Annotated in this window: 20 protein-coding genes and 1 pseudogene; 11 read left to right on the top strand and 10 right to left on the bottom strand. The window is 60.8% G+C overall.

What is annotated here, in order from left to right:
- The first annotated feature begins 55 nt into the window (after positions 1-55).
- The 6 genes from aldA to D882_RS0119020 all read left to right on the top strand — a co-directional run bounded on the left by aldA (position 56) and on the right by D882_RS0119020 (position 7243).
- Positions 56-1480: an aldehyde dehydrogenase gene (gene aldA / locus D882_RS0119045; RefSeq protein WP_027924700.1), complete on the top strand. Its 1425-nt coding sequence runs from the start codon at positions 56-58 to the stop codon at positions 1478-1480.
- A 157-nt stretch (positions 1481-1637) separates the two neighbouring features.
- Positions 1638-2957 (top strand): nitrate/nitrite transporter, encoded by a 1320-nt coding sequence (locus D882_RS0119040; RefSeq protein ID WP_027924699.1) that lies wholly within the window; start codon positions 1638-1640, stop codon positions 2955-2957.
- A gap of 1 nt (position 2958) precedes the next feature.
- Positions 2959-4176 carry a mandelate racemase/muconate lactonizing enzyme family protein gene (locus D882_RS0119035; protein ID WP_027924698.1) on the top strand — a complete coding sequence of 406 codons (1218 nt, stop codon included), beginning with the start codon at positions 2959-2961 and terminating at the stop codon, positions 4174-4176.
- A 181-nt stretch (positions 4177-4357) separates the two neighbouring features.
- Positions 4358-5965, top strand: coding sequence for a GMC family oxidoreductase (locus tag D882_RS0119030; protein WP_027924697.1), 1608 nt, complete (start codon positions 4358-4360; stop codon positions 5963-5965).
- A gap of 112 nt (positions 5966-6077) precedes the next feature.
- Entirely contained in the window at positions 6078-6485 is a 408-nt protein-coding gene (locus D882_RS0119025) for a response regulator (protein WP_027924696.1), read from the top strand.
- 89 nt (positions 6486-6574) lie between these two features.
- Positions 6575-7243 (top strand): HAD-IA family hydrolase, encoded by a 669-nt coding sequence (locus tag D882_RS0119020; RefSeq protein ID WP_027924695.1) that lies wholly within the window; start codon positions 6575-6577, stop codon positions 7241-7243.
- 132 nt (positions 7244-7375) lie between these two features.
- On the opposite strand, the gene D882_RS0119015 is transcribed toward D882_RS0119020, so the two are convergent.
- The 7 genes from D882_RS0119015 to D882_RS0118985 all read right to left on the bottom strand — a co-directional run bounded on the left by D882_RS0119015 (position 7376) and on the right by D882_RS0118985 (position 14658).
- Positions 7376-7738, bottom strand: a complete 363-nt coding sequence (locus D882_RS0119015; protein WP_027924694.1) for a Na+/H+ antiporter subunit G — start codon at positions 7736-7738, stop codon at positions 7376-7378.
- Positions 7735-8013 carry a K+/H+ antiporter subunit F gene (locus D882_RS0119010; RefSeq protein WP_027924693.1) on the bottom strand — a complete coding sequence of 93 codons (279 nt, stop codon included), beginning with the start codon at positions 8011-8013 and terminating at the stop codon, positions 7735-7737. The genes D882_RS0119015 and D882_RS0119010 overlap by 4 nt, the downstream gene beginning before the upstream one ends.
- Positions 8010-8498, bottom strand: a complete 489-nt coding sequence (locus tag D882_RS0119005; RefSeq protein ID WP_027924692.1) for a Na+/H+ antiporter subunit E — start codon at positions 8496-8498, stop codon at positions 8010-8012. Before D882_RS0119005 ends, D882_RS0119010 begins: the two co-directional genes overlap by 4 nt.
- Positions 8495-10180: a monovalent cation/H+ antiporter subunit D gene (locus tag D882_RS0119000; protein WP_027924691.1), complete on the bottom strand. Its 1686-nt coding sequence runs from the start codon at positions 10178-10180 to the stop codon at positions 8495-8497. Before D882_RS0119000 ends, D882_RS0119005 begins: the two co-directional genes overlap by 4 nt.
- Positions 10177-10521: a Na+/H+ antiporter subunit C gene (locus D882_RS0118995; protein WP_007944721.1), complete on the bottom strand. Its 345-nt coding sequence runs from the start codon at positions 10519-10521 to the stop codon at positions 10177-10179. Before D882_RS0118995 ends, D882_RS0119000 begins: the two co-directional genes overlap by 4 nt.
- Entirely contained in the window at positions 10521-13439 is a 2919-nt protein-coding gene (locus D882_RS0118990; protein WP_027924690.1) for a monovalent cation/H+ antiporter subunit A, read from the bottom strand. Before D882_RS0118990 ends, D882_RS0118995 begins: the two co-directional genes overlap by 1 nt.
- 193 nt (positions 13440-13632) lie before the next feature.
- On the bottom strand, positions 13633-14658 hold the full coding sequence (locus tag D882_RS0118985; protein WP_032833586.1) for a DMT family transporter: 1026 nt from the start codon (positions 14656-14658) through the stop codon (positions 13633-13635).
- Here D882_RS0118985 and D882_RS0118980 point away from each other — a divergent pair.
- Positions 14653-15216 (top strand): helix-turn-helix domain-containing protein, encoded by a 564-nt coding sequence (locus D882_RS0118980; protein WP_027924688.1) that lies wholly within the window; start codon positions 14653-14655, stop codon positions 15214-15216. The two genes, D882_RS0118985 and D882_RS0118980, sit on opposite strands and share 6 nt — an antisense overlap.
- 359 nt (positions 15217-15575) lie before the next feature.
- The gene (locus D882_RS0118975; protein WP_027924687.1) at positions 15576-17021 is read left to right on the top strand and encodes an FAD/NAD(P)-binding protein; all 1446 of its coding nucleotides are present in this window, start codon (positions 15576-15578) and stop codon (positions 17019-17021) included.
- A 68-nt stretch (positions 17022-17089) separates the two neighbouring features.
- On the opposite strand, the gene D882_RS0118970 is transcribed toward D882_RS0118975, so the two are convergent.
- Complete coding sequence (locus D882_RS0118970; protein ID WP_027924686.1) at positions 17090-17314, bottom strand: hypothetical protein; 225 nt, start codon at positions 17312-17314, stop codon at positions 17090-17092.
- A 226-nt stretch (positions 17315-17540) separates the two neighbouring features.
- On the bottom strand, positions 17541-19796 hold the full coding sequence (gene katG, locus D882_RS0118965; RefSeq protein WP_027924685.1) for a catalase/peroxidase HPI: 2256 nt from the start codon (positions 19794-19796) through the stop codon (positions 17541-17543).
- Between the two features lie 512 nt (positions 19797-20308).
- Here katG and D882_RS0118960 point away from each other — a divergent pair.
- On the top strand, positions 20309-20680 hold the full coding sequence (locus tag D882_RS0118960; protein WP_027924684.1) for a hypothetical protein: 372 nt from the start codon (positions 20309-20311) through the stop codon (positions 20678-20680).
- 104 nt (positions 20681-20784) lie between these two features.
- Here D882_RS0118960 and D882_RS0118955 read toward each other — a convergent pair whose 3' ends face one another.
- Positions 20785-21645: a CAP domain-containing protein gene (locus tag D882_RS0118955; RefSeq protein WP_027924683.1), complete on the bottom strand. Its 861-nt coding sequence runs from the start codon at positions 21643-21645 to the stop codon at positions 20785-20787.
- 220 nt (positions 21646-21865) lie between these two features.
- Between D882_RS0118955 and D882_RS1000000133605 the strand changes: the two are divergent.
- Positions 21866-22621 (top strand): annotated as a pseudogene (locus D882_RS1000000133605) (MCP four helix bundle domain-containing protein); the annotation flags it as partial.
- Positions 22616-23479 (top strand): methyl-accepting chemotaxis protein, encoded by an 864-nt coding sequence (locus D882_RS1000000133600; RefSeq protein ID WP_371258953.1) that lies wholly within the window; start codon positions 22616-22618, stop codon positions 23477-23479. The pseudogene D882_RS1000000133605 and the gene D882_RS1000000133600, both read left to right, overlap by 6 nt.
- The last annotated feature ends 60 nt before the right edge of the window (positions 23480-23539 follow it).

Raw genomic sequence — 23539 nt, 5'->3', positions numbered from 1 at the left:
CGCTCAGGATGCCAAGACTGCTCGAACTGGATAAAAACAACGATGGGCGATGCACATGCGACTCGAGCGAAATTTTGTTAACGGCCACTTCATCGAACCTGCCAGCGATGCGCTGATCGCAGTCTATAACCCGGCGACCGAAGCATTGGTCGGCCACGTCGCGGCCGCCACCGCTGTCGAAGCGGTCAACGCGGTTGAAGCGGCTGCCGCCGCGCAAAAGGTCTGGGGCAAACTCACCAGTATCGAACGCGCCGAACACCTGCGTTCCTTCGCCGATGCCCTGGACGCCTGCGCTGAACACATTGGCGCCGCCCTGGCCGCCGAGTCCGGCAAAAGCGTGGCCGATGCCAGCAACGAAGCCCGTTACGCCGCGCAGATCACCCGCTATCACGCCGAATGGGCCCGCCGCATTGAAGGCGAGATCATTCCCAGCGACAGCCCGAACGAAAACCTGTTCCTGCACCGCGAAGCCATTGGCGTGGTCGCGTGCCTGATTCCGTTCAACTACCCGGTCTATACGCTGCTGCGCAAAATCGCCCCGGCGCTGATTGCCGGCAACACCGTGGTGGTGCGTCCAAGCAACAACACACCGACCTCGGCCTTTGAAATCGCCAAGGCTGTGGCGCAATCCGGACTGCCGGCCGGCGTGGTGAACATCCTGACCATGGACCACGCCACTGCGGCCGCTGTTTGCACGCACAAGGCTGTGGGCCTGATCACCCTGACCGGCAGCGTCAATGCCGGGCGCATCGTGCTCGATTACTGCAAGGCTAATATCGCCAAGCCATCGCTGGAACTGGGCGGCAAAACCCCGGCGATCATCGAAGCTGACGCCGACCTTGAAGCCGCCGCGACTGCCATCGTCGCCTCGAAAACCACCCACTGCGGCCAGTTGTGCACGGCGGTGGAGCGGGTCTACGTGCAGGAAAGCATCTATGAACCATTCCTCGCGCTGCTGAAAGCGAAACTCAGCGCCGTGAAGTTCGGCGACCGCGCCACCGACGCCAGCTTCATGGGCCCGTTGGTCAACGCCAGTTCGCAGCAGAACATCCACGCCATGGTCGAGCGCGCCATCGCGGACGGCGCCGTCCTGGAAACCGGTGGTTTTATTCCGCAAGGCAACGGCCATTTCTACCCGCCGACCCTGCTCAGCGGCTGCCGCCAGGACATGGAAATCATCCAGGAAGAAATCTTCGGCCCGGTGCTGCCGGTGCTCAAGTACCGCGACATCGACGAAGCGCTGGCGATGGCCAACGACCATCAGTTCGGCCTGGCCTCGGTGCTCTACACCGAGAACTACCGCACCACGATGAAAGTCGCCAACGGCATCGAAGCCGGCGAGCTCTACGTCAATCGCACCCCGGCCGATCCGTACCAGGGCTACCACGCCGGCTGGAAACGCTCGGGCCTGGGCGGCGATGACGGCAAGCACGGCATGCTCGAATTCACCCAGACCCGTCTCGTGGTCATGAAGTACTAGGGCGGCAGCGACAAGTTTCACGCTTCAAGCTGCAAATAAAAGCGAACGGTAACCGGCTCTGGTTTGCCGCTTACAGCTTGGCGTTTGCAGCTGCTTCACTCCAATAAAAACAATTAACAGGGCCACCCGGACCACCGGGCGGCCAGAGGTCACCTAGATGTCCAAGCAAGCATCCACTGCTGCCGCTGTTCAGGGTTCGAATGCGGGTTCAATCAGCCAGAGTGACAAGGGCAGTCGCTATTTCCAATTGATGTTATTGGTGCTGGCCGCCGGTGCGATCTACCCGATCCTGTACCTGCGCCAGGTCTACCAGACCACCATGCTCGAAGTGTTCCAGATCAACCACAGCGAGCTGGGGTATCTGTATTCGATGCTCGGCACGATTTTCCTCCTGAGTTACTTGCCGAGTGGCTGGCTGGCGGATCGCATTGCCCCACGCTTCCTGATTTTCTTCTCGCTGGTTGCCACCGGTGCCCTGGGCCTGTGGTACTCCACTGCGCCGTCGATGACCGGGCTGATGATCATCTTCGGATGCTGGGGCCTGACCACCGGCCTGACGTTCTGGGCCTCGGTGCTCAAGCGCGTGAAGATGATTGCCCATCACACCGAGCAGGGCCGTTTCTTCGGCATCCTTGACGGCGGTCGCGGGCTGGTCGAAGCCTTGCTGGCAACGGTCGCGCTGGGGCTGTTTGCTTTCGCCACCGAAACTCGCGGTGAGTCGGCGGCTGAAGGCTTCAAGCATGTGGTCTACCTGTATGCCTTCACCTGTATCGCCATCGGCTGTGTGCTGGTGTTGATCAGGGACCCGAAGTCGATGGAAGACACGGCGGCGGTGGAGAAGGGCAAGTACAACCTGCTCAGCGACCTGACCACCCTGGTGAAAATCCCTGAGCTGTGGCTGGTCACCGCCATCGTGTTCTGCGGTTATCACATCTTCTGGGCCACCTACAGTTTCTCCGATTACCTGCAGGGCGGCGGCATGACTGCGGTCATGGCCGGCACCATCACCACCATCAAACTGTGGATGCGCCCGATTGGCGGCATCGGCGGTGGCTGGCTGGGTGACAAGTTCTCGAACATCTCGGTGCTGATCGTGGCGCTGTTCTGCGCGACGTTGGCGATGGTCGGCCTGATCGTGTTCCCGGCGCTCAACAGCATGGGCCTGTTGGTCGGCACGGTGATTTTCATCGGCCTGATGACCTATGCGATTCGCGGTTTGTACTGGGCGATCCTCGACACCTGCAACATTCCGCTGCGCATCACGGGGCTGGCCATCGGCATTGTCTCGGTGGTCGGTTATCTGCCAGACGCATTCATTCCGTTGATCAACGGCTACCTTACCGAGCATTTTCCGGGGGCCTTTGGTTACAAGCTGTATTTCGGCTACATCGCTTTCGTCGGCCTGCTGGGGACCCTCGCGGCGCTGACCTTGCGTGCTCGTATCAATCGTAAATCCCTGATTAAGACAGGTGCCTGAGATGAAAATCGTCGCCCTTGAAACCCATATCGTCGCCGTACCGCCACCGCACATCGGCGGGATGTACTGGCTGTTCGTCAAGATCAAAACCGATTGCGGCATCGAAGGCGTGGGCGAGATCTACGCCGCGACCTTCGGCCCTAAAGCCATGTTGCCAATCATCGAAGACGTGTTCGAACGCTACCTGTTGAACCAGGACCCGCACCACATCGAACGCTTCTTCCGTCAGGCCTATTCGAGCGGTTTCACCCAGCGCCCGGACCTGACCATGATGGGTGTGGTCAGCGGCCTGGAAATGGCTTGCTGGGACATCATCGGCAAAGCGGCGAACAAGCCGGTGTATGAACTGTTGGGCGGCAAGGTCAACGAACGCCTGCGTTCCTACACCTACCTCTACCCGGTGAACAGCAAGGGCGAGTACGACTACGACGACCCGGACCTGGCCGCCGAGTGCGCCATCGAGAACATGAACAAAGGCTTCACCGCCGTGAAATTCGACCCTGCCGGGCCGTACACCGCGTATTCCGGGCATCAGATTTCCCTGGAAGTGCTGGAACGCTGCGAAACCTTCTGCCGCAAGATCCGCGAAGCGGTGGGCGACAAGTGCGACCTTCTGTTTGGGACCCACGGGCAAATGGTGCCGTCCTCGGCGATTCGCCTGGCCAAGCGCCTGGAGAAGTACGACCCGCTGTGGTTCGAAGAGCCGGTGCCGCCGGGTCAGGAAGAAGCCATGGCGCAGGTCGCGGCCAAGACTTCGATTCCGATTGCCACCGGTGAGCGACTGACCACCAAGTACGAATTCTTCAAGCTGCTGCAAGCCGGTGGCGCGTCGATTCTGCAGATGAACGTCGCCCGCTGCGGTGGTCTGCTGGAAGCGAAAAAGATCGCCAGCATGGCCGAAGCCTATTACGCGCAAATCGCCCCACACCTCTACAACGGGCCGATTGGCGCGGCCGCGAGTTTCCAGTTGGCAACTTGCACGCCGAACTTCCTGATCCAGGAAAGCATCATGACCTGGGGCGGTTTCCATGCCGAAGTCCTGACCAAGCCGCTGCAATGGGAGGACGGCTACATCATCCCGTCCACCGAGCCGGGCCTGGGCGTGGAGCTGAACATGGACGTGGTGCGCAGGCATTCGCCGTACACCGGCGAGCGCCTGCACCTGCAAATGGCGCCGACCCCGGTGGACGTTAAAGACACATCGCCAGCCAGGGGCTGAGCGGATTTGCCGCCCACTCGCAAAACCTGTGGGAGCGAGCTTGCTCGCGATGAAGGCCTGACATTCAGCATTAAGGTTGACTGACACGGCGCCTTCGCGAGCAAGCTCGCTCCCACAGGGATCGCGTTTTGACTGATGGATGGGTGGTTTTTTTGTACAACGACTTACGCGGTAACCCTGCATGACTTACGACTACATCATCGCTGGCGCTGGCGCCGCAGGCTGCATTCTGGCCAACCGGCTCTCGGCCAATGGCAAACATTCGGTGTTGCTGCTGGAAGCGGGCGGCAAGGACAGTTCCTTGTGGTTCAAGATTCCGGTCGGCTTCGCCAAAATGTATTACAACCCAACCTTCAACTGGATGTACTACAGCCAGCCACAAAAGCAATTGAGCAACCGCGAAATTTACGCCCCACGCGGCAAAGTGCAGGGCGGTTCGGGGTCGATCAACGCGATGATCTATGTCCGTGGCCAGGCCCACGACTTTGACGATTGGGCGGCCAACGGCAATGAAGGCTGGGGCTTTAAAGATGTGCTGCCGTATTTCCGCAAACTGGAAAACCATCCGCTGGGCGACAGCGAATACCACGGCGGCAGCGGCCCGATCAGTATCACGCCGATGAAGGGCCAGACCCATCCGATCTGCGATGTGTTCCTCAAAGGTTGCGATGAACTCGGTTACCCGCACAGCGACGACTTCAACGGGCCGAAATTCGAAGGTTCGGGCATTTACGACGTCAACACCAAAAATGGCCAGCGTTGCTCCAGCAGCTTTGCCCATTTGCACCCGGCCCTGAGCCGGCCGAACCTGACTGTCGAGCACTACGCCCTGGTGGACCGAGTGCTGTTCGATAACGGCCGCGCAACTGGAATTTCCATTACCCAGCACGGCGTGGTGCGAACCTTCACCGCCAACAAAGAAGTGATTCTTTGCGCTGGTGCGGTGGACACGCCGAAGATCCTGCAACTGTCCGGTGTCGCGGATCAGGCGCTGCTGGCCAAGCACAACATCCCGATGGTCAAGCACCTGCCGGCGGTGGGTCAGAACCTGCAGGATCATCTGTGCGCCAGCTATTACTACAAGGCCAATATCCCGACGCTCAACGATGAGCTGAGTTCGCTGTTCGGTCAGTTCAAACTCGGTCTGAAATACCTGTTCACCCGCAAGGGCGCGCTGGCGATGAGCGTCAATCAGGCCGGCGGATTCTTCCGTGGCAACGAGCAGCAAACCAACCCCAACCTGCAGCTGTACTTCAACCCGCTGTCGTACCAGATCCCGAAAAACAACAAGGCCAGCCTCAAACCGGAGCCGTACTCAGGCTTCCTGTTGTGCTTCAACCCATGCCGACCGACCAGTCGCGGGCACATCGAGATCGCCTCGAAAAATCCCCGGGACGCCGCACTGATTGATCCGAATTACTTGAGCACCCAGAAGGACATCGACGAGGTCATTCAGGGCAGCCGCTTGATGCGCAAGATCATGCAGGCACCGGCGCTCAAGGGCATCACGGTTGAAGAAGTGTTGCCGGGGCCGGTCGTCGAAACCGACGAGCAGATGCTGCAGTATTTCCGCGAAAACAGTGGTTCGATTTACCACCTGTGTGGTTCCTGCGCCATGGGTTCGGACGAGCAGACGTCCGTGGTCGACCCGCGTTTGAAAGTCCATGGTCTTGAGGGATTGCGCATCGTCGATGCGTCGATTTTTCCTAACGTGACGTCGGGCAATACCCATGCGGCGGTGCTGATGGTGGCCGAGAAGGGCGCCGACCTGATTTTGCAGGACGCCTGATTTCGTCGTCTCCTGTATCAAAAATGAATTTCCGCCAAGTCCGCTGCTCATACCTGATAGGCAGCGGATTTATTGCGCAAAATCATGGGTGTATTCAGGGAGTGTTGAAATCATGGGGCCAGTATCGACGGTGGGCACGAACGTAACTGGCGGGTTGATTCTGGTGGTCGAGGATGACCCGTTGATCCTGGAGTTTCTCTGCGAAATTCTTCAGGAAGAGGGTTTTGTGGTTCAGCCACAGACCAGCGCGGACGCCGCTTCCGCTTACCTGGAGCAACACTCGGACAACGTCCGCCTGTTGCTCACCGACATCACCATGCCGGGCAAGCTCAATGGCGCTGACCTGGCCAATCAGTTTGGCGACCGCTGGCCCGACAAACCGATCATGATCATGTCCGGTTTCGAAACCCCGGAAAGCTCCGGTGTCAGGCATCCCGTTTCGTTCATCAAAAAGCCCTGGGCACTCGGCCAACTGCTCGACTGCGTCAAGGACGCCTTGAAGTCCAAACCCTTCAGCTGAAACGTTATTGCGCTGCATGAGTCCGTCTCGCAAGTAAATGCTACATTGCTCGGCACACCCGCCAGGCCCTTGCGAGAGGAAGCTCATCCTTGTCTGCTCATCGATCCGTTTTCAACACACCGTACCGCGCGTTCCTGTTCGACATGGACGGCACCGTGCTCAATTCCATTGCAGCCGCCGAGCGGATCTGGACGATCTGGGCCGTGCGCCACGGGGTGGATGTCGCGTCCTTTCTGCCAACCATTCACGGCGTCCGCGCCATCGACACGGTGAACCGACAGGGGTTGCCAAGTGTAGATGCCAAAGCTGAAGCGGCGTGGATTACCGAGGCAGAAATAGAAGACGTGGAGGGGGTTGTCGAGGTTCGTGGTGCGGCGGCATTCCTTCGGTCCTTGCCGGCCGGTCAATGGGCAATCGTGACGTCCGCGCCCAGAACGCTGGCGTTGCGCCGGATGGCGGCGGCGGGCATTCCCGAGCCGGATGTCATGGTGACGGCTGAAGAGGTCAGCGCCGGGAAACCGGATCCAGCGGGGTATCGGTTGGCCGCCAAGCGGCTGGGTGTCGAGGTGACGGATTGCCTGATCTTTGAAGATGCCCCTGTAGGCATTCTCGCGGCAGAAGCGGCGGGGGCGGATTTGGTGATTATCACTGAAACGCATGAGCACCCGATCCAGACACAACATGCCCTGTTGGCCAACTATCAGTCGGTCAGCGCATCCGTGGATCCCGACCAATATCTCCGCCTGAAGCAAATCTAACTGTAGGAGTGGGCCTGCTCGCGATAGCGGTGGATCAGTCACATCAATACCGACTGTCCCACCGCTATCGCGAGCAGGCTCCGGGCGGCGTTCCGACGATGAGGCCCTCCCAGTCAATACAAATCCCCGGATTCAGCTCCCCCTCTCACTCCGCCGACTACTCACCTCAGCCGGCACATCATCCCCAGCCATGCGCTTGCGAAACAACGCCGCCCGAGCCAGCAACAAGGTCGTCACCGGCACGGTAATCGCCAATAGAATCGGAATCAGCCACGCATGCAGCACCGGCCCCGATTTGAGTGCCGAAAAGTAAATGATCGATGCCAGTGCCACGCACCATGCACCCAATGTCGAGGCCAACGCCGGCGGGTGCATGCGCTGGAAGTAATCCTTCATCCGCACCAGTCCAATGGCGCCAATGAGCGCAAACAGACTGCTGAGCAGCAGCAGAATCGCCACTGGAATCTCAACCCACAGCGACAGTTCGTCAGTCATTCGATCACCTCGCCACGCAGCAGGAATTTCGCCAGGGCAAACGAGCCGACGAAGCCGAACAGGGCGATCAACAGCGCCGCCTCGAAATAGGTGTCACTGGCATAGCGAATGCCGAGCGTCAGCATCATCAGCATTGCGATGATGTACAGGTAATCCAGCGCCAGTACCCGATCCTGGGCCGATGGTCCTTTGAACAGGCGCAGCAGCGTCAGGATCATCGCCACGGAAAACAGGAACAGGCTCGCCAGGATGGCGTTCGACAGCAATGCGCTCATTCGAAAATCTCCATCAAGGGGCGCTCATAGGTCGCCTTGAAGTGCTGGATGAACAGCGCTTCGTCATCCAGATCGAACACATGCAGCAACAGGATGCTGCGATCAAGCGCCAGTTCCGACCACACGGTGCCAGGCACCACGGTGCAGATCGCCGACAGCGCGGCGAGGCCATTGGCATCGCGCAAGTCCAGCGGCACCTTGATGAAGCGCGAGCGGGGCGGACGGCGACCGGCGTTCAGCACGCCCCAGGCCACGGCGAGGTTGGACACCACCACATCGCGACCGACCACCAGCAGCAAGCGCAGGATCACCCCCGGACGACGAATTCGAATGGGCAGCGGTCGCAACCGGCGCATCATCAACGGCGCGCAGAAACCCAGCATCACACCGAGCAGAAGGTTGCCAGGGCTGATCGACTGGTTCAGCACCAGCCATAACAGCAAGAGTGCCAAGGACAGCCAGGGAGCAGGGAACAAGCGCTTCATGGTTGCACCTCCGCCATCGCCGCCTTGGCTTCCGGGCTTGGCACCGCACGGGTGCCGAGCACGGCCATCACGTATTGCTGCGGGTTGTTCAAAGCGTCAGCGGCCGCTTGGGTGTAGCGCAGCAGCGGTTCAGCCTTGAAGGTCAACGCAATGCTCAGTCCCAGCAGGACGATGATCGGCACGCATTCAAAGCGGCGCAGCAGTGGTGATGGGCGCTCTTGCGGGGTCCAGAAGCGCTGGATGCCCAGGCGCGAGAATGCGATCAACGAGGCGAGCCCCGACAGAATCAACAACGCCAGCAACCCCCACGCCGCATTCGATACCGGTTCGCCGACGCCGTTCCGCAGGCCCAACGGATTGAGAAGGGCGTTGAGCAGGGTGAGCTTGCCGATGAACCCGGAGAGCGGCGGCATGCCGATGATCAGCAGCGCGCAGGCAATAAAGCTCAGGCCGAGGAAGGCCATGGTCCAGGGAATCACCTGGCCGACCACCGCTTTCTGGTCGTCATCGAGGTTGATGCCTTTGAGCGGTTGCGCAGCCGGCGCCGGTCGCGCAATCAGGTCGGCGTCGTCGAACAACGGCAGTTCATTGACCGAACGCGAGCGCTCGATCAACTCGGACAGCAGGAACAATGCACTCAGTGCCAGGGTCGAGCTGACCAGATAAAACAGCGCCGCCGCGATCAGGTTTGGCTGGGCGAAACCAATGGCTGACAGCAGGATCCCGGCCGACACCAGGATGCTCAGGCTGGCCATCTTTTCCAGGCGTTGCGCCGCCAGAATCGCCAATGCCGCGCAGACAATCGTCGCCATGCCGCCGTAGATCAGCCAGTCGCCGCCAAAGTAGGCGGACGCCCCGGCCTGACCGGAGAACAGCAGCGTCCACAAGCGCAGCAAGGTGTAGACACCGACCTTGGTCATGATCGCGAACATCGCCGCCACCGGAGCGCTGGCCGAGGAGTAGGCCGGCACCAGCCAGAAGTTCAGCGGCCACATCCCGGCCTTGGCCAGAAACGCCACCGCGAGAATCCCCGCGCCAGCATGCAGCAAACCGCGATCAGCTTCCGGCACCAGCGGGATTTTCAGCGCCAGGTCGGCCATGTTCAGTGTGCCGGTGACGCCATAGATCAGCGCCGCGCCAATCAGGAACAGCGACGATGCCAACAGGTTGATCGAAATGTAATGCAGCCCCGCCGACACCCGCGGCCGGCCCGAGCCGTGCAGCATCAAGCCGTAGGACGCCGCCAGCAGCACTTCGAAGAACACGAACAGGTTGAACAGGTCGGCGGTCAGGAACGCACCGTACAACCCCATCAATTGAATCTGGAACAACGCGTGGAAGCTTGAACCGGCGCCGTCCCAACGGGCCATGGCGAACAGCAAGGCGCTGACGCCGATGATCCCGGTCAGCACCAGCATCAAGGCCGACAGCCGATCGACCACCAACACCAGGCCGAACGGCACTTGCCAGTTGCCCGGCAGGTACACGCCGATGGAACCCGGCACGCCAGTGGTTTGTGTCCATTGCAGCAGCAACACGGAAATTCCCAGGCCGAGCAGGCTGGAGAACAGGTTGATCTTGGCCTTCAGCGGACGGTGTTTCTCGCCGAGCATCAACATGATGGCGGCGGTCAGCAGCGGCAGCAGAATCGGTGCGGCGATCAGGTGCGTCATCGCATTCATTCTTTAGGCTCCCGGCCATCCACATGGTCGGTGCCGGTCAAGCCCCGGGAAGCGAGCAGTACCACCAGAAACAATGCGGTCATGGCGAAGCTGATCACGATGGCGGTCAGCACCAGTGCTTGTGGCAGGGGATCGGTGTAATGCAACAAGTCCTGCGGCACGCCATCCTTGATGATCGGCTCGCGGCCGATGAACAGGCTGCCCATGCTGAAGATGAACAGGTTGACGCCATAGGACAGCAGGCACAGGCCCATCACCACCTGAAAGGTCCGTGGCCGCAGGATCAGCCAGACGCCGGAGGCCGCAAGCACGCCGATGGCGATTGCGATGACTTCTTCCATCAGACGGCTCCTTGCGTGGCGACGGGTTTAGGCTGGGCCGCGGTTTTGTGGCCGCGAACCGATTGGTGGGCGAGGGCGGTGAGGATCAACAGCGTCGAACCGACCACCACGGCATACACGCCAATGTCGAAAAACAGCGCGCTGGCGATGTGAATGTCCCCCAGTACCGGCAATGAAAAATGCCAGGTATGGGTGGTGAGGAACGGATAACCGACCGCCATGGCCCCAAGCCCGGTGACCGTGGCGAACAGCAGCCCGGTGCCCATCCAGCGCAGCGGTCGCAGGCTCATTTGCGCCTCGACCCACTGCGTGCCGGCGACCATGTATTGCAGGATGAACGCCACCGACATCACCAGCCCGGCGACAAAACCGCCGCCCGGTTGGTTGTGCCCGCGCATGAACAGGTAGAACGACACCACCAGCGCAATCGGCAACAACAGGCGTACCAGCACCGCCGGGACCATCATGAAACCCAGTGCGGTGTCGCTGGCGTGGCGCGGGTTGACCAGGTCAGTGACCACGTCCGGTGCCAACAGGCGTTGCTGCGCCGGCAACTGCAGGCTTTCTTTCGGCGGGCGGAAGCGTCGCAGCAGGGCGAACACGGTCAGGGCCACGGCCACCAGCACGGTGATTTCACCCAAGGTGTCGAAGCCACGGAAGTCCACCAGCATCACGTTGACCACGTTGCTGCCGCCGCCTTCGGGCAGGGCGCGACTGAGGTAGAACGAGGAAATATCGTTGGGCGTCTGGCGCGTCAGCATCGCGTAGGCCAGCAAGGCCATGCCGCCACCGACCCCGGTCGACAACAGCAAGTCGCGGATACGCCGGATGCGCGCCTTGCGCAGGGTGCTCGGCAGTGGCGAGACTTCTTCGATCCGGCGTGGGAGCCAACGCAGGCCCAGCAGGATCAGCACCGTGGTCACCACTTCGACCGCCAGTTGCGTCAACGCCAGGTCCGGCGCGGAGAACCAGACGAAGGTTACGCAGGTCATCAGGCCGCAGACGCTGACCATGGTCAGGGCCGCGAGCCGGTGATACTTGGCCTGCCACGCTGCGCCGAGGGCGCAGGCAATCGCCAGCAGCCACAGGGTCACGAACACGATGGAACCGGGGATTTTCGGCCGGTCGCCCCAGCTCAGGCTGCTGTGAAGCATCGGGATCAGCCCGGCCAGCACGGCGGCGAGGACCACCAGGAACAATTGGGTTTGCAGGCGGTTGGTGCTGATCCGGCGCACCAGGCGACGGGCCAGGCGCATCATGATCACCAGGCCGCGCTCGAACAGGCGCTTGCCGTTGAACCGGCCAATCACCGGCGGGTATTTGAAGCGCCCGCGCTTGAGCTGATTGCGCAACAGCAGGTAGAGCACGATGCCGCCGGACATGGCGATCAAGCTCATGATCATCGGCGCGTTCAAGCCGTGCCAGATCGCCAGGCTGTATTCCGGCAGGGTTCCGCCGACCACCGGCAGGGCCGCGGCGGCCAGGATGGAACCGACCACTTGCGCCGGGAACATCCCCACCACCAGGCAGGTGAACACCAGCAATTCCACCGGCGCACGCATCCAGCGTGGCGGCTCGTGCGGGGTGTGCGGCAGGTCGGTGGCGGTCGGGCCGAAGAACACGTCGACGGTGAAGCGTAGCGAATAGGCGACGCTGAAAGTGCCGGCGATGGTCGCGACGATTGGCAGGCTCCACTCGACCCAGGCCGTGGCATTGATGAACACGGTTTCGGCGAAGAACATTTCTTTCGAGAGGAAACCGTTGAGCAGCGGCACACCGGCCATCGAGGCGCTGGCGACCATGGCCAGGGTGGCGGTGAACGGAATCAGTTTGATCAAACCACTGAGCTTGCGAATGTCGCGGGTGCCGCTTTCGTGGTCGATGATCCCGGCGGCCATGAACAACGAGGCCTTGAAGGTCGCGTGGTTGAGAATGTGGAACACTGCGGCGACGGCCGCCAGCGGGCTGTTCAAGCCCAGCAGCAGGGTGATCAGGCCCAGGTGGCTGATGGTCGAGTAGGCCAGCAACCCTTTGAGGTCGTTCTGGAACATCGCGCAGTACGCGCCCAGCAACAGGGTGCAGGCGCCGGCGCCGCTGACGATGTAGAACCATTCTTCGCTGCCGGACAACGACGGCCACAGCCGTGCCAGCAGAAACACCCCGGCCTTGACCATGGTCGCCGAGTGCAGATAGGCCGAGACCGGTGTCGGCGCCGCCATCGCGTGGGGCAGCCAGAAGTGGAAGGGGAATTGGGCGCTTTTACTCAAGGCGCCGATCAGGATCAGGGGTAACAGAATAGGGTAGAGGGCATGTGCGCGAATCAGCTCGCCGGCGGCCAGGACCTTGTCCAGGTCATAGCTGCCGACCACATGGCCGAGGAGCATGACCCCCGCCAGCAGGCACAAACCGCCTGCGCCGGTGACCATCAGCGCCATGTAGGCGCCGCGTCGCGCGTCGCTGCGGTGGTGCCAGTAACCGATCAGCAGGAACGAGAAGAGGCTGGTCAGCTCCCAGAAAAACACGATCTGGATCAGGTTGCCGGAAATCACCAGCCCGAGCATGGCGCCCATGAACGCCAGGAAAAACGCGAAAAACCGGGGCACCGGATCGTCCGGCGACATGTAGTAACGTGCGTACAACGACACCAGCGTGCCGATGCCCAGTACCAGCATCGAGAACAACCAGGCGAAGCCGTCCAGGCGCAGGACGAAGTCAAGGCCGAGGCTTGGCAGCCAGAAGAATTCTTCGCGGATCACTCCGCCATGGGCGATTTGCGGATACAGGAGCGCGACCTGGACCGTGCCAATCAGTGCGATCAGGCCGGCCAGCAGGGGGGCGGTATTGCGTGCGTTGTGTGGCAGGACGGCTGCCAGACAGCTGCCGATAAAAGGCAGAAGCAGTAGAACTATCAGGGACATAGGCTTCTAATCTGCGGAAGTTTGTGAAGCATCATACGTGCCACTCCCAAGATCGCCAAACGCCAAGCTGTCGCAGAATCCTACACGGTAGACGGAAAAAGGCTGATTCACATGGTTTCCAGGGCCAGTTTTTAGCCGGTCTGGCCCCATCGCGAGCAAGCTCGCGATAGCTATCTATCCGGCAACAGAATTATCAAGGTTCAACCGAGGTTTCCCGCTCCAACTCTCCCTCAGCCGCAGTCCCCTTACCTTTGGTCTTCAACTCACTGACAATCACCGCCGCCACAATCAATCCCGCGCCCACCAGCGCAATCGCCGGCAACCGCTCCCCGGCGATCCGTCCGACAATCCCGGCCCACACCGGCTCGCCCGCATAAATCAAGGTCGCCCGGGTCGGTGAAACGCTCTTCTGCGCCCAGTTCATCGCCACCTGAATCGCCGCACTCGCCGCGCCCAGCCCCAACGCGCTGCACAACAGCAGCCAGGAAAAGTCCGGAATGCGTTCCTGGGTCGGCACCACCATCAGAAACGCCAGCACCGAGGTGGTTGCCAATTGCACCACCGTCACCCGCCGCACATCGACCTGACCGGCATAGGTACTGATCAGAATGATTTCGGCGGCAATCGCAATGGCACTGATCAGCGTGGCGATTTCACCGGGGCTGAAATTGAACGAAGCGCCGGACGGTCCCGACAGCAACATCAGCCCGGTAAACGCCAGCATGATCCCGATGCTCGGCATCAACCCCGGGCGACGTCCCAACACCAGCCATTGCAGCAGCGGCACAAAGGGCACGTACAACGCCGTGATAAACGCCGATTGACTGCTGGGAATGCTCTGCAAGCCCACGGTCTGCAAGCCGTACCCGAGCATGATCGCCACACCGATAAAGGCCCCGGCCTTGAGTTCGAACAAGGTCAGTTCCCGCAGGTGGCGCCAGGAGCACAGCGCCACAAGACTCGCAGCAGCGGCGAAGCGCAGGCCGACGAAAAACATCGGGCCGCTGACGGTCATGGCGTGCTGCACCAACAAAAAGGTGCCGCCCCAGACCATGGTGATCAGCACCAGCACGCACTCGGCTTTGCTGAACCGCGAGAAACGGGGGGAAGAGGAGTTCACCGACGTCATGACCTTGCACGCTACCTGAGGGGGACGCACAATGCGCCGAATGTTGCGCAGTATACTGCCCAACCCCACCAAGTGAGCAATATAGTGCACAAAGATTCCACGCAACGGGCTTCGGTCCTCCAGCACGTCAGCCAAAACGTTCGGCGCCTGCGCCATGCCGCCGACATGAGCCAGACCGCGCTGGCCGAAAAGTCCGGGGTCAGCCGCCGGATGCTGGTGGCCATCGAGGCCGGCGAGAAGAACGTCAGCCTGACCACCCTCGACCGAGTGGCCGAAGCGCTGGACGTGAGGTTCAGCGACCTTATTCAGGCACCGGACGCCCGCGATGCGAGTCGCATCAACGAAGTGGCCTGGGCCGGATTAATCCCCGGCAGCAAAGCTGTTTTATTGTCCAAGGCCACCGCGACTCGTGAAGTGGAGCAATGGGAATGGTGCCTGCAACCAGGTGAAGTTTATCCGTCGCAACCAGATGCCGAAGGCTGGAGTGAACAGATCTACGTGTTCGAAGGCTGCCTGACCCTGATGTTGGGTGATACGCCACAGCACATCGCTGCCGGTGAGTTTTTCATGTTCGCCAGCAACCAGCCTCATGCCTATCGCAACGATGGCCCGGTGGCAGCGCGGTTTGTGCGCAACGTGGTGATCTGACTGTTCGCCGATCAACAGGGGATGGACACTTTGCCTTTCTACAGCTGCACTTTGTTCTCGGAAGGTTCGCTAACCCGTTGAAATAGCTGGAGATAGTAATCGGGTGCGACGCCTGCAAAAGGTCCTGGCGCCTTTATCAGAATCCCGAGAAGTTGTTTGAGGAGGGGGCGCGGTTGCCGGAAAGTCATCCGGGGGCGGGGTATCGGGATCTGGCGACGTTGCGGCAACGGGAGAAGAAATGGTGTCTGCGTAGACGCCTTCGCGAGCAGGCCCACTCCTACTAAGGGTGGGTTTGTGTGCGGGAGAGCAACCCATTAAGGTGGCACGCAGCAGCTTTCCATTTGACCAATGAGCATGGCATGAGCGAAATCCAAAGCGCACAGACGACCAACGCCATCCGCCACGCCGACATGCTGATCATCGGCGGCGGCCTTAGTGGTGCGATGCTGGCGGCGCAGTTGTTGCGCTTGCCGGGCCGCCGTTCGGTGCTGGTGATCGAACCACGTGCCGAACTCGGTCGAGGCGAAGCCTACAGCGCGGTCGAATTGGGTCATACGTTGAACGGCAACGCAGCGCGGATGAGCGTCGACCCGGACAATGCCGATGACTTGACGCAATGGCTGACCGAGCACATTGCCGCGGGTGGCTGGCCGGAATCGGCTGAGCAACCAGTACCGATCAGCGAGTTGTTCCCGCCACGAGGGCTGTTCGGTGTGTACGTGCAACAACGTCTGGCTGAAGCGCAAGCGGTCGGCGCGTTGAATGGCTCAACCGTCGAGCATGTACAGGCTGAAGTAATCGATCTGCAAACCGACGACGATTCGGTACGGCTGACCTTGAGTGACGGGCAACGCTTGCAGGGCGCTTATGCGGTGCTGGCGACAGGCATGTTCCCCGCCGCGCGCACACCACAGACCGAGTCCAGCGGTTTGAACGCCGCCGCGCTCGATCCGTGGGATGTCGCCGCGATGCGTCAGCTCGATCCACAATCAACGGTGTTGATCATCGGTTCCGGCCTGACCATGGTCGATGCCGTGGTGTCGCTGGAACAGGCTGGGCATCGCGGACCGATCGAAGTGTTTTCCCGCCACGGCTTGCTGCCGCATGTGCGACGGCAACCGCCGGCCTGGGTGGATTTTCTGGCCGCGGATCACAGCCTTCGCACCCCCCGGCAACTGGTGCGCGAACTGCGCCGGCAATGCTGCGAGGCGATCGCCCAAGGTATCGACTGGCAAGCACCGCTCGATACCGTGCGGGCGCACATTGGACGGTTGTGGAATCAGGCCACGGACCTGCAACGTCGGCAGTTTGTGCGGCATGTCCGGCCATGGTGGGAAAGTCATCACCACCGCTCGCCGCCGTTGAGTGCGGCCCTGGTGGAACGGTTGCACCGGGAAGGGCGGTTGCGGATTCAGGCCGCGTCGTTCAAAGGGCTTGAGCCCGTGTCGCAGGGTGGCGTCAGCATCCGCATTCGCCGCCGTGGCGAGGCCGACACCTGTGTGGTGACTGGCGCGGCGTTGATCAACTCCAGCGGTATCGAATACGACTGGCGTCGGGTTGCTCGACCGTTGCCGCAGCAATTGCTGGCGCGCGGACTGATCCAGCCGGGACCATTGGCGCTGGGAATCGCGGCGGTGGTCGACGGTGCCGTACTGGACGGCGATGGCCAGGTCGCCCGTCGCCTGTTCGCCATGGGCCCGCCGTTGCGCGGCATGTGGTGGGAAAGTACCGCTGTCACCGACGTAGCGCTGCAGGCCAAAGCCCTGGCCGCACGACTGGTGGCAGCTGCTTCAGGGATTGCGTAAGGCAAAGAAAAACCCCGGGGAGATCGGATCTGCCCGGGGTTTTGTTCAAACGGTGCAAAAGCGGTTAATCAATAACGCTGATACTTCGAACCGAATTCAGGACGGTTTTCAGCGACGTAGAGTTTGCTTGGCTGGCTGTCTTTGTGATCAAGACCGACCGTGTTCACGTTCAGTGTCGCCGGTTGGCTGACCTTGACGCCGGCGACAACCTGCGAAGTGGTATGCGGGGCGGCGATAGCGGACGTAGCGCCAAGGACCGACAGGGCGAAACCAAGACCGATGATGCTTTTCATGATGTTGCTCCAGAGTGGGGGAAGAAGATGTGGCCACTGTAGTGCTGGAGCCCGGTAATGAAAAAACACCCTTGGGCATAGTCGTTATCGAGAGCGTTGATCCCTGGTCAGCGAGGGGGCGAGGCTTTTTAACCTCATTCCTACAGGGGATCTTTGTTGTTGTGTCGATCTGCACCGAATCAGGCCACCCCGGCCCTTGTCACCGGGTCGGGGTGGAACAGGTGCTTCACTTCACATCAAACCGGTCGAGGTTCATCACCTTGGTCCAGGCCGCCACGAAGTCGTTGACGAACTTCTCCTTCGCGTCGCTGCTCGCATACACCTCAGCCAATGCTCTTAATTGCGCATTCGAACCAAAGACCAGATCCACCCGCGTCCCGGTCCACTTCACTTGACCGGTTTTGCGATCCCGGCCTTCAAACTCTTGAGCCGCTTCGGAGGTCGGTTTCCATTCCACGCCCATGTCGAGCAGGTGGGTGAAGAAGTCGTTGGTCAGCGCTTCCGGTTGCTGGGTGAACACGCCGTGCCGGGTTTGTCCGACGTTGGTGTTCAACACACGCAGGCCGCCGACCAACGCGGTCATTTCTGGCGCGGTGAGCGTCAGCAATTGCGCCTTGTCGATCAACAAGTGCTCGGCCGGTACGCGGTAGTTGGTTTTCAGGTAGTTGCGGAAGCCATCGGCAATCGGTTCGAGGAAGCCGAAGGATTCCACGTCGGTTTGCTCTTGTGAGGCGTCCATCCGTCCTGGCGTGAATGGCACGGTGACGGTGTGCCCGGCATTTTTTGCGGCCTGTTCAACGCCGGCGTTACCGGCCAGCACGATCAGGTCCGCCAGCGAGACTTTCTTGCCGCCGCTGTTGAACTCGTTCTGGATGCTTTCAAGTTTCGCCAGCACGTTCGCCAGTTGTTCCGGCTGGTTGGCTGCCCAGAATTTCTGCGGGGCCAGACGCAGGCGTCCGCCGTTGGCACCGCCGCGTTTGTCGGAGCCGCGGAAGGTCGAAGCCGCCGCCCAAGCGGTGGACACAAGCTGCGAAACCGACAGGCCGGAGGCGAGGATTTTGCTCTTGAGTGCGGCGACATCGCTGTCGTTGACCAAGGCATGATCGACCGCCGGGATCGGGTCTTGCCACAGCAGTTCTTCGTTCGGCATTTCCGGGCCGAGGTAGCGGGAGAGGGGACCCATGTCGCGGTGGATCAGCTTGAACCAGGCACGGGCGAAGGCGTCGGCCAGTTGATCGGGATTGGCCAGGAAACGCCGGGAAATCGGCTCATAGATCGGGTCGAAACGCAGGGCCAGGTCCGAGGTCAGCATGGTCGGATTGCGCCGTTTGGACGGGTCGTGGGCATCCGGAATGGTGCCGGCACCTGCACCGTTTTTCGCCACCCACTGGTTCGCCCCGGCGGGGCTTTTGCTCAGTTCCCACTCGAAGCCGAACAGGTTTTCCAGGTAGTTGTTGCTCCATTTTGTCGGCGTGGTGGTCCAGGTCACCTCCAGGCCGCTGGTGATGGTGTCCGCGCCTTTACCGGTGCCAAAACTGTTCTTCCAGCCAAAGCCTTGCTGTTCGAGACCGGCGGCTTCGGGCTCGGCACCGACATTGTCGGCAGGTCCGGCGCCGTGGGTTTTACCAAAGGCGTGCCCCCCCGCGATCAGGGCTACGGTTTCTTCATCGTTCATCGCCATGCGGCCGAAGGTTTCACGGATGTCCTTGGCTGAAGCGACGGGATCCGGATTGCCCTCAGGGCCTTCGGGGTTGACGTAGATGAGGCCCATTTGCACGGCCGCAAGCGGGTTTTCCAGATTGCGGCCCTGTTCGGTGCGGCTCTCCTCGTTTTCTCCCGGTTCAGCCACGAGTGGGCCGTCGCCGGGTTCTTGCATGGGCTTGTTTTCTTTGCCATAGCGGGTGTCACCACCCAGCCATTTGTTTTCGGAGCCCCAGTACACGTCTTCGTCCGGCTCCCAAACGTCGGGACGACCACCGGAGAAGCCGAAGGTCTTGAAGCCCATGGACTCCAGCGCGACGTTGCCGGTGAGTACGATCAGGTCTGCCCATGAAATGTTGCGGCCATATTTTTGCTTGATCGGCCAGAGCAGCCGGCGTGCCTTATCGAGGCTGACGTTATCGGGCCAGCTGTTGAGGGGGGCAAAGCGTTGCTGGCCGGAACCGGCGCCACCGCGGCCGTCACCGGTGCGATAAGTACCGGCGGCGTGCCAGGCCATGCGAACGAACAGCGGCCCATAGTGACCGAAGTCGGCCGGCCACCAGTCTTGCGAATCGGTCATCAGTGCCGTGAGGTCTCTTTTGACCGCGGCAAAGTCCAGTTTTTTGAACGCTTCACTGTAGTTGAAGCCCTCGTCCAGCGGATCGGACAGGGACGAGTGCTGGTGCAGGATTTTCAGATTCAGCTGGTTCGGCCACCAATCGCGGTTCGTCGTGCCACCGCCAGCGGCGTGGTTAAACGGGCATTTCGATTCATTTGCCATGTGCGAGCTACCTTTGGTCGTGTTCATCCGGGCTATCCGGCCCTTTGTGGGTTCTGGAATAGCGACGAGCGAAAGCAATGACACAGGCTGCTGGGCCAGCAGTTCGATTCACTGATTGTTTTGATCACACGGCTATCGGTACAGAAAAAAAGAGGTGCAATCACGGTGGCCCACGGCAGGCTTAGTCATGTTTCTGACTCATTCCTGTCTCCTTATCAGCTCAAAACCGGCCGGCTGACGCCAGCGCTGGGATAAGGTTAGACGCCTATCTGCAAGTCAGCTAATAGGTGGAGTATTCGGGGCTGATAGGTAAAAGCTTTTATGGGAGGCGTCGGAATTGACCGGGGCTGATGGTCCCATCGCGGGTAAGCCCTGCGCCCACAAGGGTTGAGTAAGGCCCGAAGGTAGCTGGCGCCTTGGAACCACTGCTGCACGGGCGAATCAATTTGATTTGTAGAAGCATCATTTGTAGGCTCCGCCACTTTTATCTCGATCATCACAAGGATTCCTCCATGGGATTGAGCAAACGCGACCAGGCTCACATCGAACGCCGTCTGGTCGCCACCCTGACCGATGCCTGTGAAACCGCCAAAGCGGAAGTCGTCGGGTTTGATTGGCTGACCCATGTAGTCGATTACACCGTATTCCCTTCAAGCCTCAGGGTGATCTGGGTTTTTGACACTCAGGCTAATAAGGATCAGGCGTTGGCCGGCGGGCAAGGGGAGCGCATGGTCGAACTGACAGCGATGGCTCTGAGCGACGCGGATGTCATCGTCAATCCGGTATCGGCCCATGTGCAGTTCGATTCTGAAGAGCAATGTCAGCGTGCCAATGATGGCAATTGGCAGCAGCGTCTGGCGCGCAAACGTTCAATGCGCGGTTGAGCCAGGAGCCCGTACCCTGCAGCCCAAGTCAGAGGCGCGATACGAACTTCTGTTTCAGTGTGTGGGTGATGTGCCTGCTGAAAAAGCGGCAGGCATGACCCCGGTCATTGCGCCCCGAACAGCATCGTCCAATACACTCCCTCATCACTGCGCGCATCCGCTGCATACGCCGCGCCGACCTGAGTAAACATCGGGTTCATCAGGTTCGCACAATGCCCGGGGCTGGCCAGCCACCCGGCCATCGCCTTGCTCGGTGAGCTCTGCCCGGCGGCGATGTTTTCGCCGATCTGCCTGCCACGGTAACCGGCGGCCCTCGCTCGATCCGCGGGCATATCGCCGTCGGGGTCGCGGTGGGCGAAGTAATTGCCGTAGGCCATGGCCTTGCTGTGGCCTTGTGCGGCGGCGCCCAAAGCAGCGTTCCAGCTGAGCGGCCGCGCGGCAGAGAAGCGCTGGCCGCCACACATCCGCGACTTGGCCCGCGCGGCGTTGACCTGCGCCAGCAACGCTTTGCTGACGGCGCGTGTATCGCCGACCTTGCGGTCGAGCACCGGCTGCGCGAGCACCACTTGCCATTCACTTCGGGCGCGGCTGACACCAATGTCGGCGTACTGGCCATCCAGCAGCGCCCCGCAGTAATCGTCCTGAAGCCTGTCAAACGCTTCATCGGCATCCTGCGCGCCGACCACCCGTATGCTGCGTACGGTCACTGCTGAATAGCCGGAAGCCTTCAGCCGATCGCGCAAACCGCCGCCATAACCGATGGGCAATGCCAGGTTGGAATTCAGCGCCAGCGGTGCCAGGCGTTGTGCCGGGCGCCTGTCGCAGCGCTGGGGATGGGCACGGTAATCGTTGATCGCCGCCACCAGTTGGCGTTCGCCATTGGCATGAGCGGGGGAGGCAAATAGAGCAAACACAGGCAAAAGACACAGCGAGGCGCAGCGCAAGGCGAGGACGGTCGGGTGCATGAGGCGGACAGCTCTGATCAGAGACGACGGTAAGTGGGATTTCAAGGCGCCTGTATGACTGGGGTTTTGAGACTAGGTTCAGGAAGGAGGGGCGCAAAAAACAGCGGCGTTGCCTACCGCGTGTCGCAAAATGCGAAAAGTGCCGGTCCTGCCTTAAATATGTGGCGTTTGCAGTCGATAGCGTTTTCATAATGCCGACGTGCCAACAGAGGGCTGCACCATGTCTATAAAATTCCGTTTACTCTTGTTGATTGGCACCAGTTTGCTGACCGCGCTGATCGTCAGCCTGGTCAGTTACGTGGGCAACACACAGATGGCTGACGCAGTGAACGAAAGCGAGGTCAGCATGACGGCGCTGCGCAATCACCTCGAAGCCGACATGATGCACGACGCCCTGCGCGCTGACGTGCTGTCGGCGATGCTGGTGGGCTTGGGCAAAAGCACCAGCAGCAAGGCTGACGTCCACAGTTCCATCGAGGAGCACGCAAAGCATTTTCGTGACGTGCTGGGTGAGAACCTCAAGCTGCCGGTGAACGACACTCTCAAGACCGCACTGAACAAGGTCAAACCGAGCCTCGACACCTACATCAGCGCCGCCGAGCGTATCGTTGGCCTGGCGCTGGAAAATCCTGAAGCTGCGCAAAAGGAACTGGGCACTTTCAATACCGCGTTCAGCCAACTGGAAGACCAGATGGCGGCCCTCAGCGAGTTGATCGAAACCAACACGCAGCAGACCAGCCAAGGCACGGCGCAAGTCATCCACAGCGCCAACTTCACCCTCGGCGTGGTGCTGATCGCCAGCCTGGTGTTGCTGTTGATTCAGGGGCGCTGGGTGATTCTGAGCATCATGGGGCCGTTGCAGACCGCCAGCCGGATTGCCCAAAGCATCGCCCACGGCAACTTGAGCGAACCGATTGTCGAGCCGACACAAAAGGACGAAGCCAGCGCGTTGATCCGCAGCCTGGCGACCATGCAGCGCGATCTGCGGGGTATGATCGAAGTGGTACGCAGCAATGCCCATGGCGTCAGCGGCATGAGTGATCAACTGAGTAGCGGTTGCCATCAGGTCGCTGACAGCAGTCAGCAGCAAAGCGCCGCCGCCAGCACCATGGCCGCCGCCGCCAGCGAAATGACCGCCAGCATCGAGGAAATCACCCGCCACGCCGAACGCGCGCTGGACATGGCCAACCAGGCCGAGTCACTGGCCAAGGATGGCGGTCGGGTGATCCATCAGGTTGTCGAAGACATGGACGGCATCGCCCGTTCCGCGCAGCAGTCGGCTCAGGTGATTCGTACGCTGGACAAGGAGTCGGAAGGGATTTTCAACATCATTCAGGTGATCAAGGGCATCGCTGACCAGACCAATCTGTTGGCGTTGAACGCCGCCATCGAAGCCGCCCGTGCCGGTGAGCAGGGCCGTGGCTTTGCCGTGGTCGCCGACGAGGTGCGCAACCTCGCCGGCCGCACCAGCGCCTCCACTCAGGAAATTGCCAGCATGGTCGCGCGCATCCAGCAAAGCACCCGCGAAGCGGTAACCAGCATGGAAGCGGGCGTGGCGCAGGTCGACAAAGGCATGGCCGTGACCGCCGATGTTGAACGGGCGATTCGTGAAATCCTCGACGCGACACTGAGCACCACGCAACTGGTCAACGACATTACCCGCACCATCGGCGAGCAAAGCCTGGCCAGCAACGAAATCGCGCATCAGGTGGACATGATTGCGGGGATGTCGGAAGGCAATAGCAAGGTGATTGGGCAGACGGCGTCGACGACCGATGAGTTGTCGAGTCTGGCGGGGGAACTGTCGCAGTCGGTGGATCGGTTCAGGCTTTGAATTGATGGTGTCTGTATAGACGCCATCGCGAGCAGGCTCACTCCTACATGGGTTTTGTAA

Source organism: Pseudomonas sp. URMO17WK12:I12 (assembly GCF_000514395.1).
In the GTDB taxonomy this organism is placed as follows: domain Bacteria; phylum Pseudomonadota; class Gammaproteobacteria; order Pseudomonadales; family Pseudomonadaceae; genus Aquipseudomonas; species Aquipseudomonas mucoides.
Note: the sequence above shows the minus strand (reverse complement) of the source record. Positions and strands in the feature narration are given on the sequence as shown.

What these genes read in the sequence shown, in the direction of transcription:
- D882_RS0118955 (WP_027924683.1), bottom strand. Translation starts at nt 21,645, where the DNA reads ATGCACCCGACCGTCCTCGCCTTGCGCTGCGCCTCGCTGTGTCTTTTG.
- D882_RS0119000 (WP_027924691.1), bottom strand. Translation starts at nt 10,180, where the DNA reads ATGAATGCGATGACGCACCTGATCGCCGCACCGATTCTGCTGCCGCTG.
- D882_RS0118975 (WP_027924687.1), top strand. Translation starts at nt 15,576, where the DNA reads ATGAGCGAAATCCAAAGCGCACAGACGACCAACGCCATCCGCCACGCC.
- D882_RS0119035 (WP_027924698.1), top strand. Translation starts at nt 2,959, where the DNA reads ATGAAAATCGTCGCCCTTGAAACCCATATCGTCGCCGTACCGCCACCG.
- katG (WP_027924685.1), bottom strand. Translation starts at nt 19,796, where the DNA reads ATGGCAAATGAATCGAAATGCCCGTTTAACCACGCCGCTGGCGGTGGC.
- D882_RS0119010 (WP_027924693.1), bottom strand. Translation starts at nt 8,013, where the DNA reads ATGAGCGCATTGCTGTCGAACGCCATCCTGGCGAGCCTGTTCCTGTTT.
- D882_RS1000000133600 (WP_371258953.1), top strand. Translation starts at nt 22,616, where the DNA reads ATGCAGCGCGATCTGCGGGGTATGATCGAAGTGGTACGCAGCAATGCC.
- D882_RS0118960 (WP_027924684.1), top strand. Translation starts at nt 20,309, where the DNA reads ATGGGATTGAGCAAACGCGACCAGGCTCACATCGAACGCCGTCTGGTC.
- D882_RS0119025 (WP_027924696.1), top strand. Translation starts at nt 6,078, where the DNA reads ATGGGGCCAGTATCGACGGTGGGCACGAACGTAACTGGCGGGTTGATT.
- D882_RS0118990 (WP_027924690.1), bottom strand. Translation starts at nt 13,439, where the DNA reads ATGTCCCTGATAGTTCTACTGCTTCTGCCTTTTATCGGCAGCTGTCTG.
- D882_RS0119015 (WP_027924694.1), bottom strand. Translation starts at nt 7,738, where the DNA reads ATGACTGACGAACTGTCGCTGTGGGTTGAGATTCCAGTGGCGATTCTG.
- D882_RS0119005 (WP_027924692.1), bottom strand. Translation starts at nt 8,498, where the DNA reads ATGAAGCGCTTGTTCCCTGCTCCCTGGCTGTCCTTGGCACTCTTGCTG.
- D882_RS0119040 (WP_027924699.1), top strand. Translation starts at nt 1,638, where the DNA reads ATGTCCAAGCAAGCATCCACTGCTGCCGCTGTTCAGGGTTCGAATGCG.
- D882_RS0118995 (WP_007944721.1), bottom strand. Translation starts at nt 10,521, where the DNA reads ATGGAAGAAGTCATCGCAATCGCCATCGGCGTGCTTGCGGCCTCCGGC.
- D882_RS0119030 (WP_027924697.1), top strand. Translation starts at nt 4,358, where the DNA reads ATGACTTACGACTACATCATCGCTGGCGCTGGCGCCGCAGGCTGCATT.
- aldA (WP_027924700.1), top strand. Translation starts at nt 56, where the DNA reads ATGCGACTCGAGCGAAATTTTGTTAACGGCCACTTCATCGAACCTGCC.
- D882_RS0118970 (WP_027924686.1), bottom strand. Translation starts at nt 17,314, where the DNA reads ATGAAAAGCATCATCGGTCTTGGTTTCGCCCTGTCGGTCCTTGGCGCT.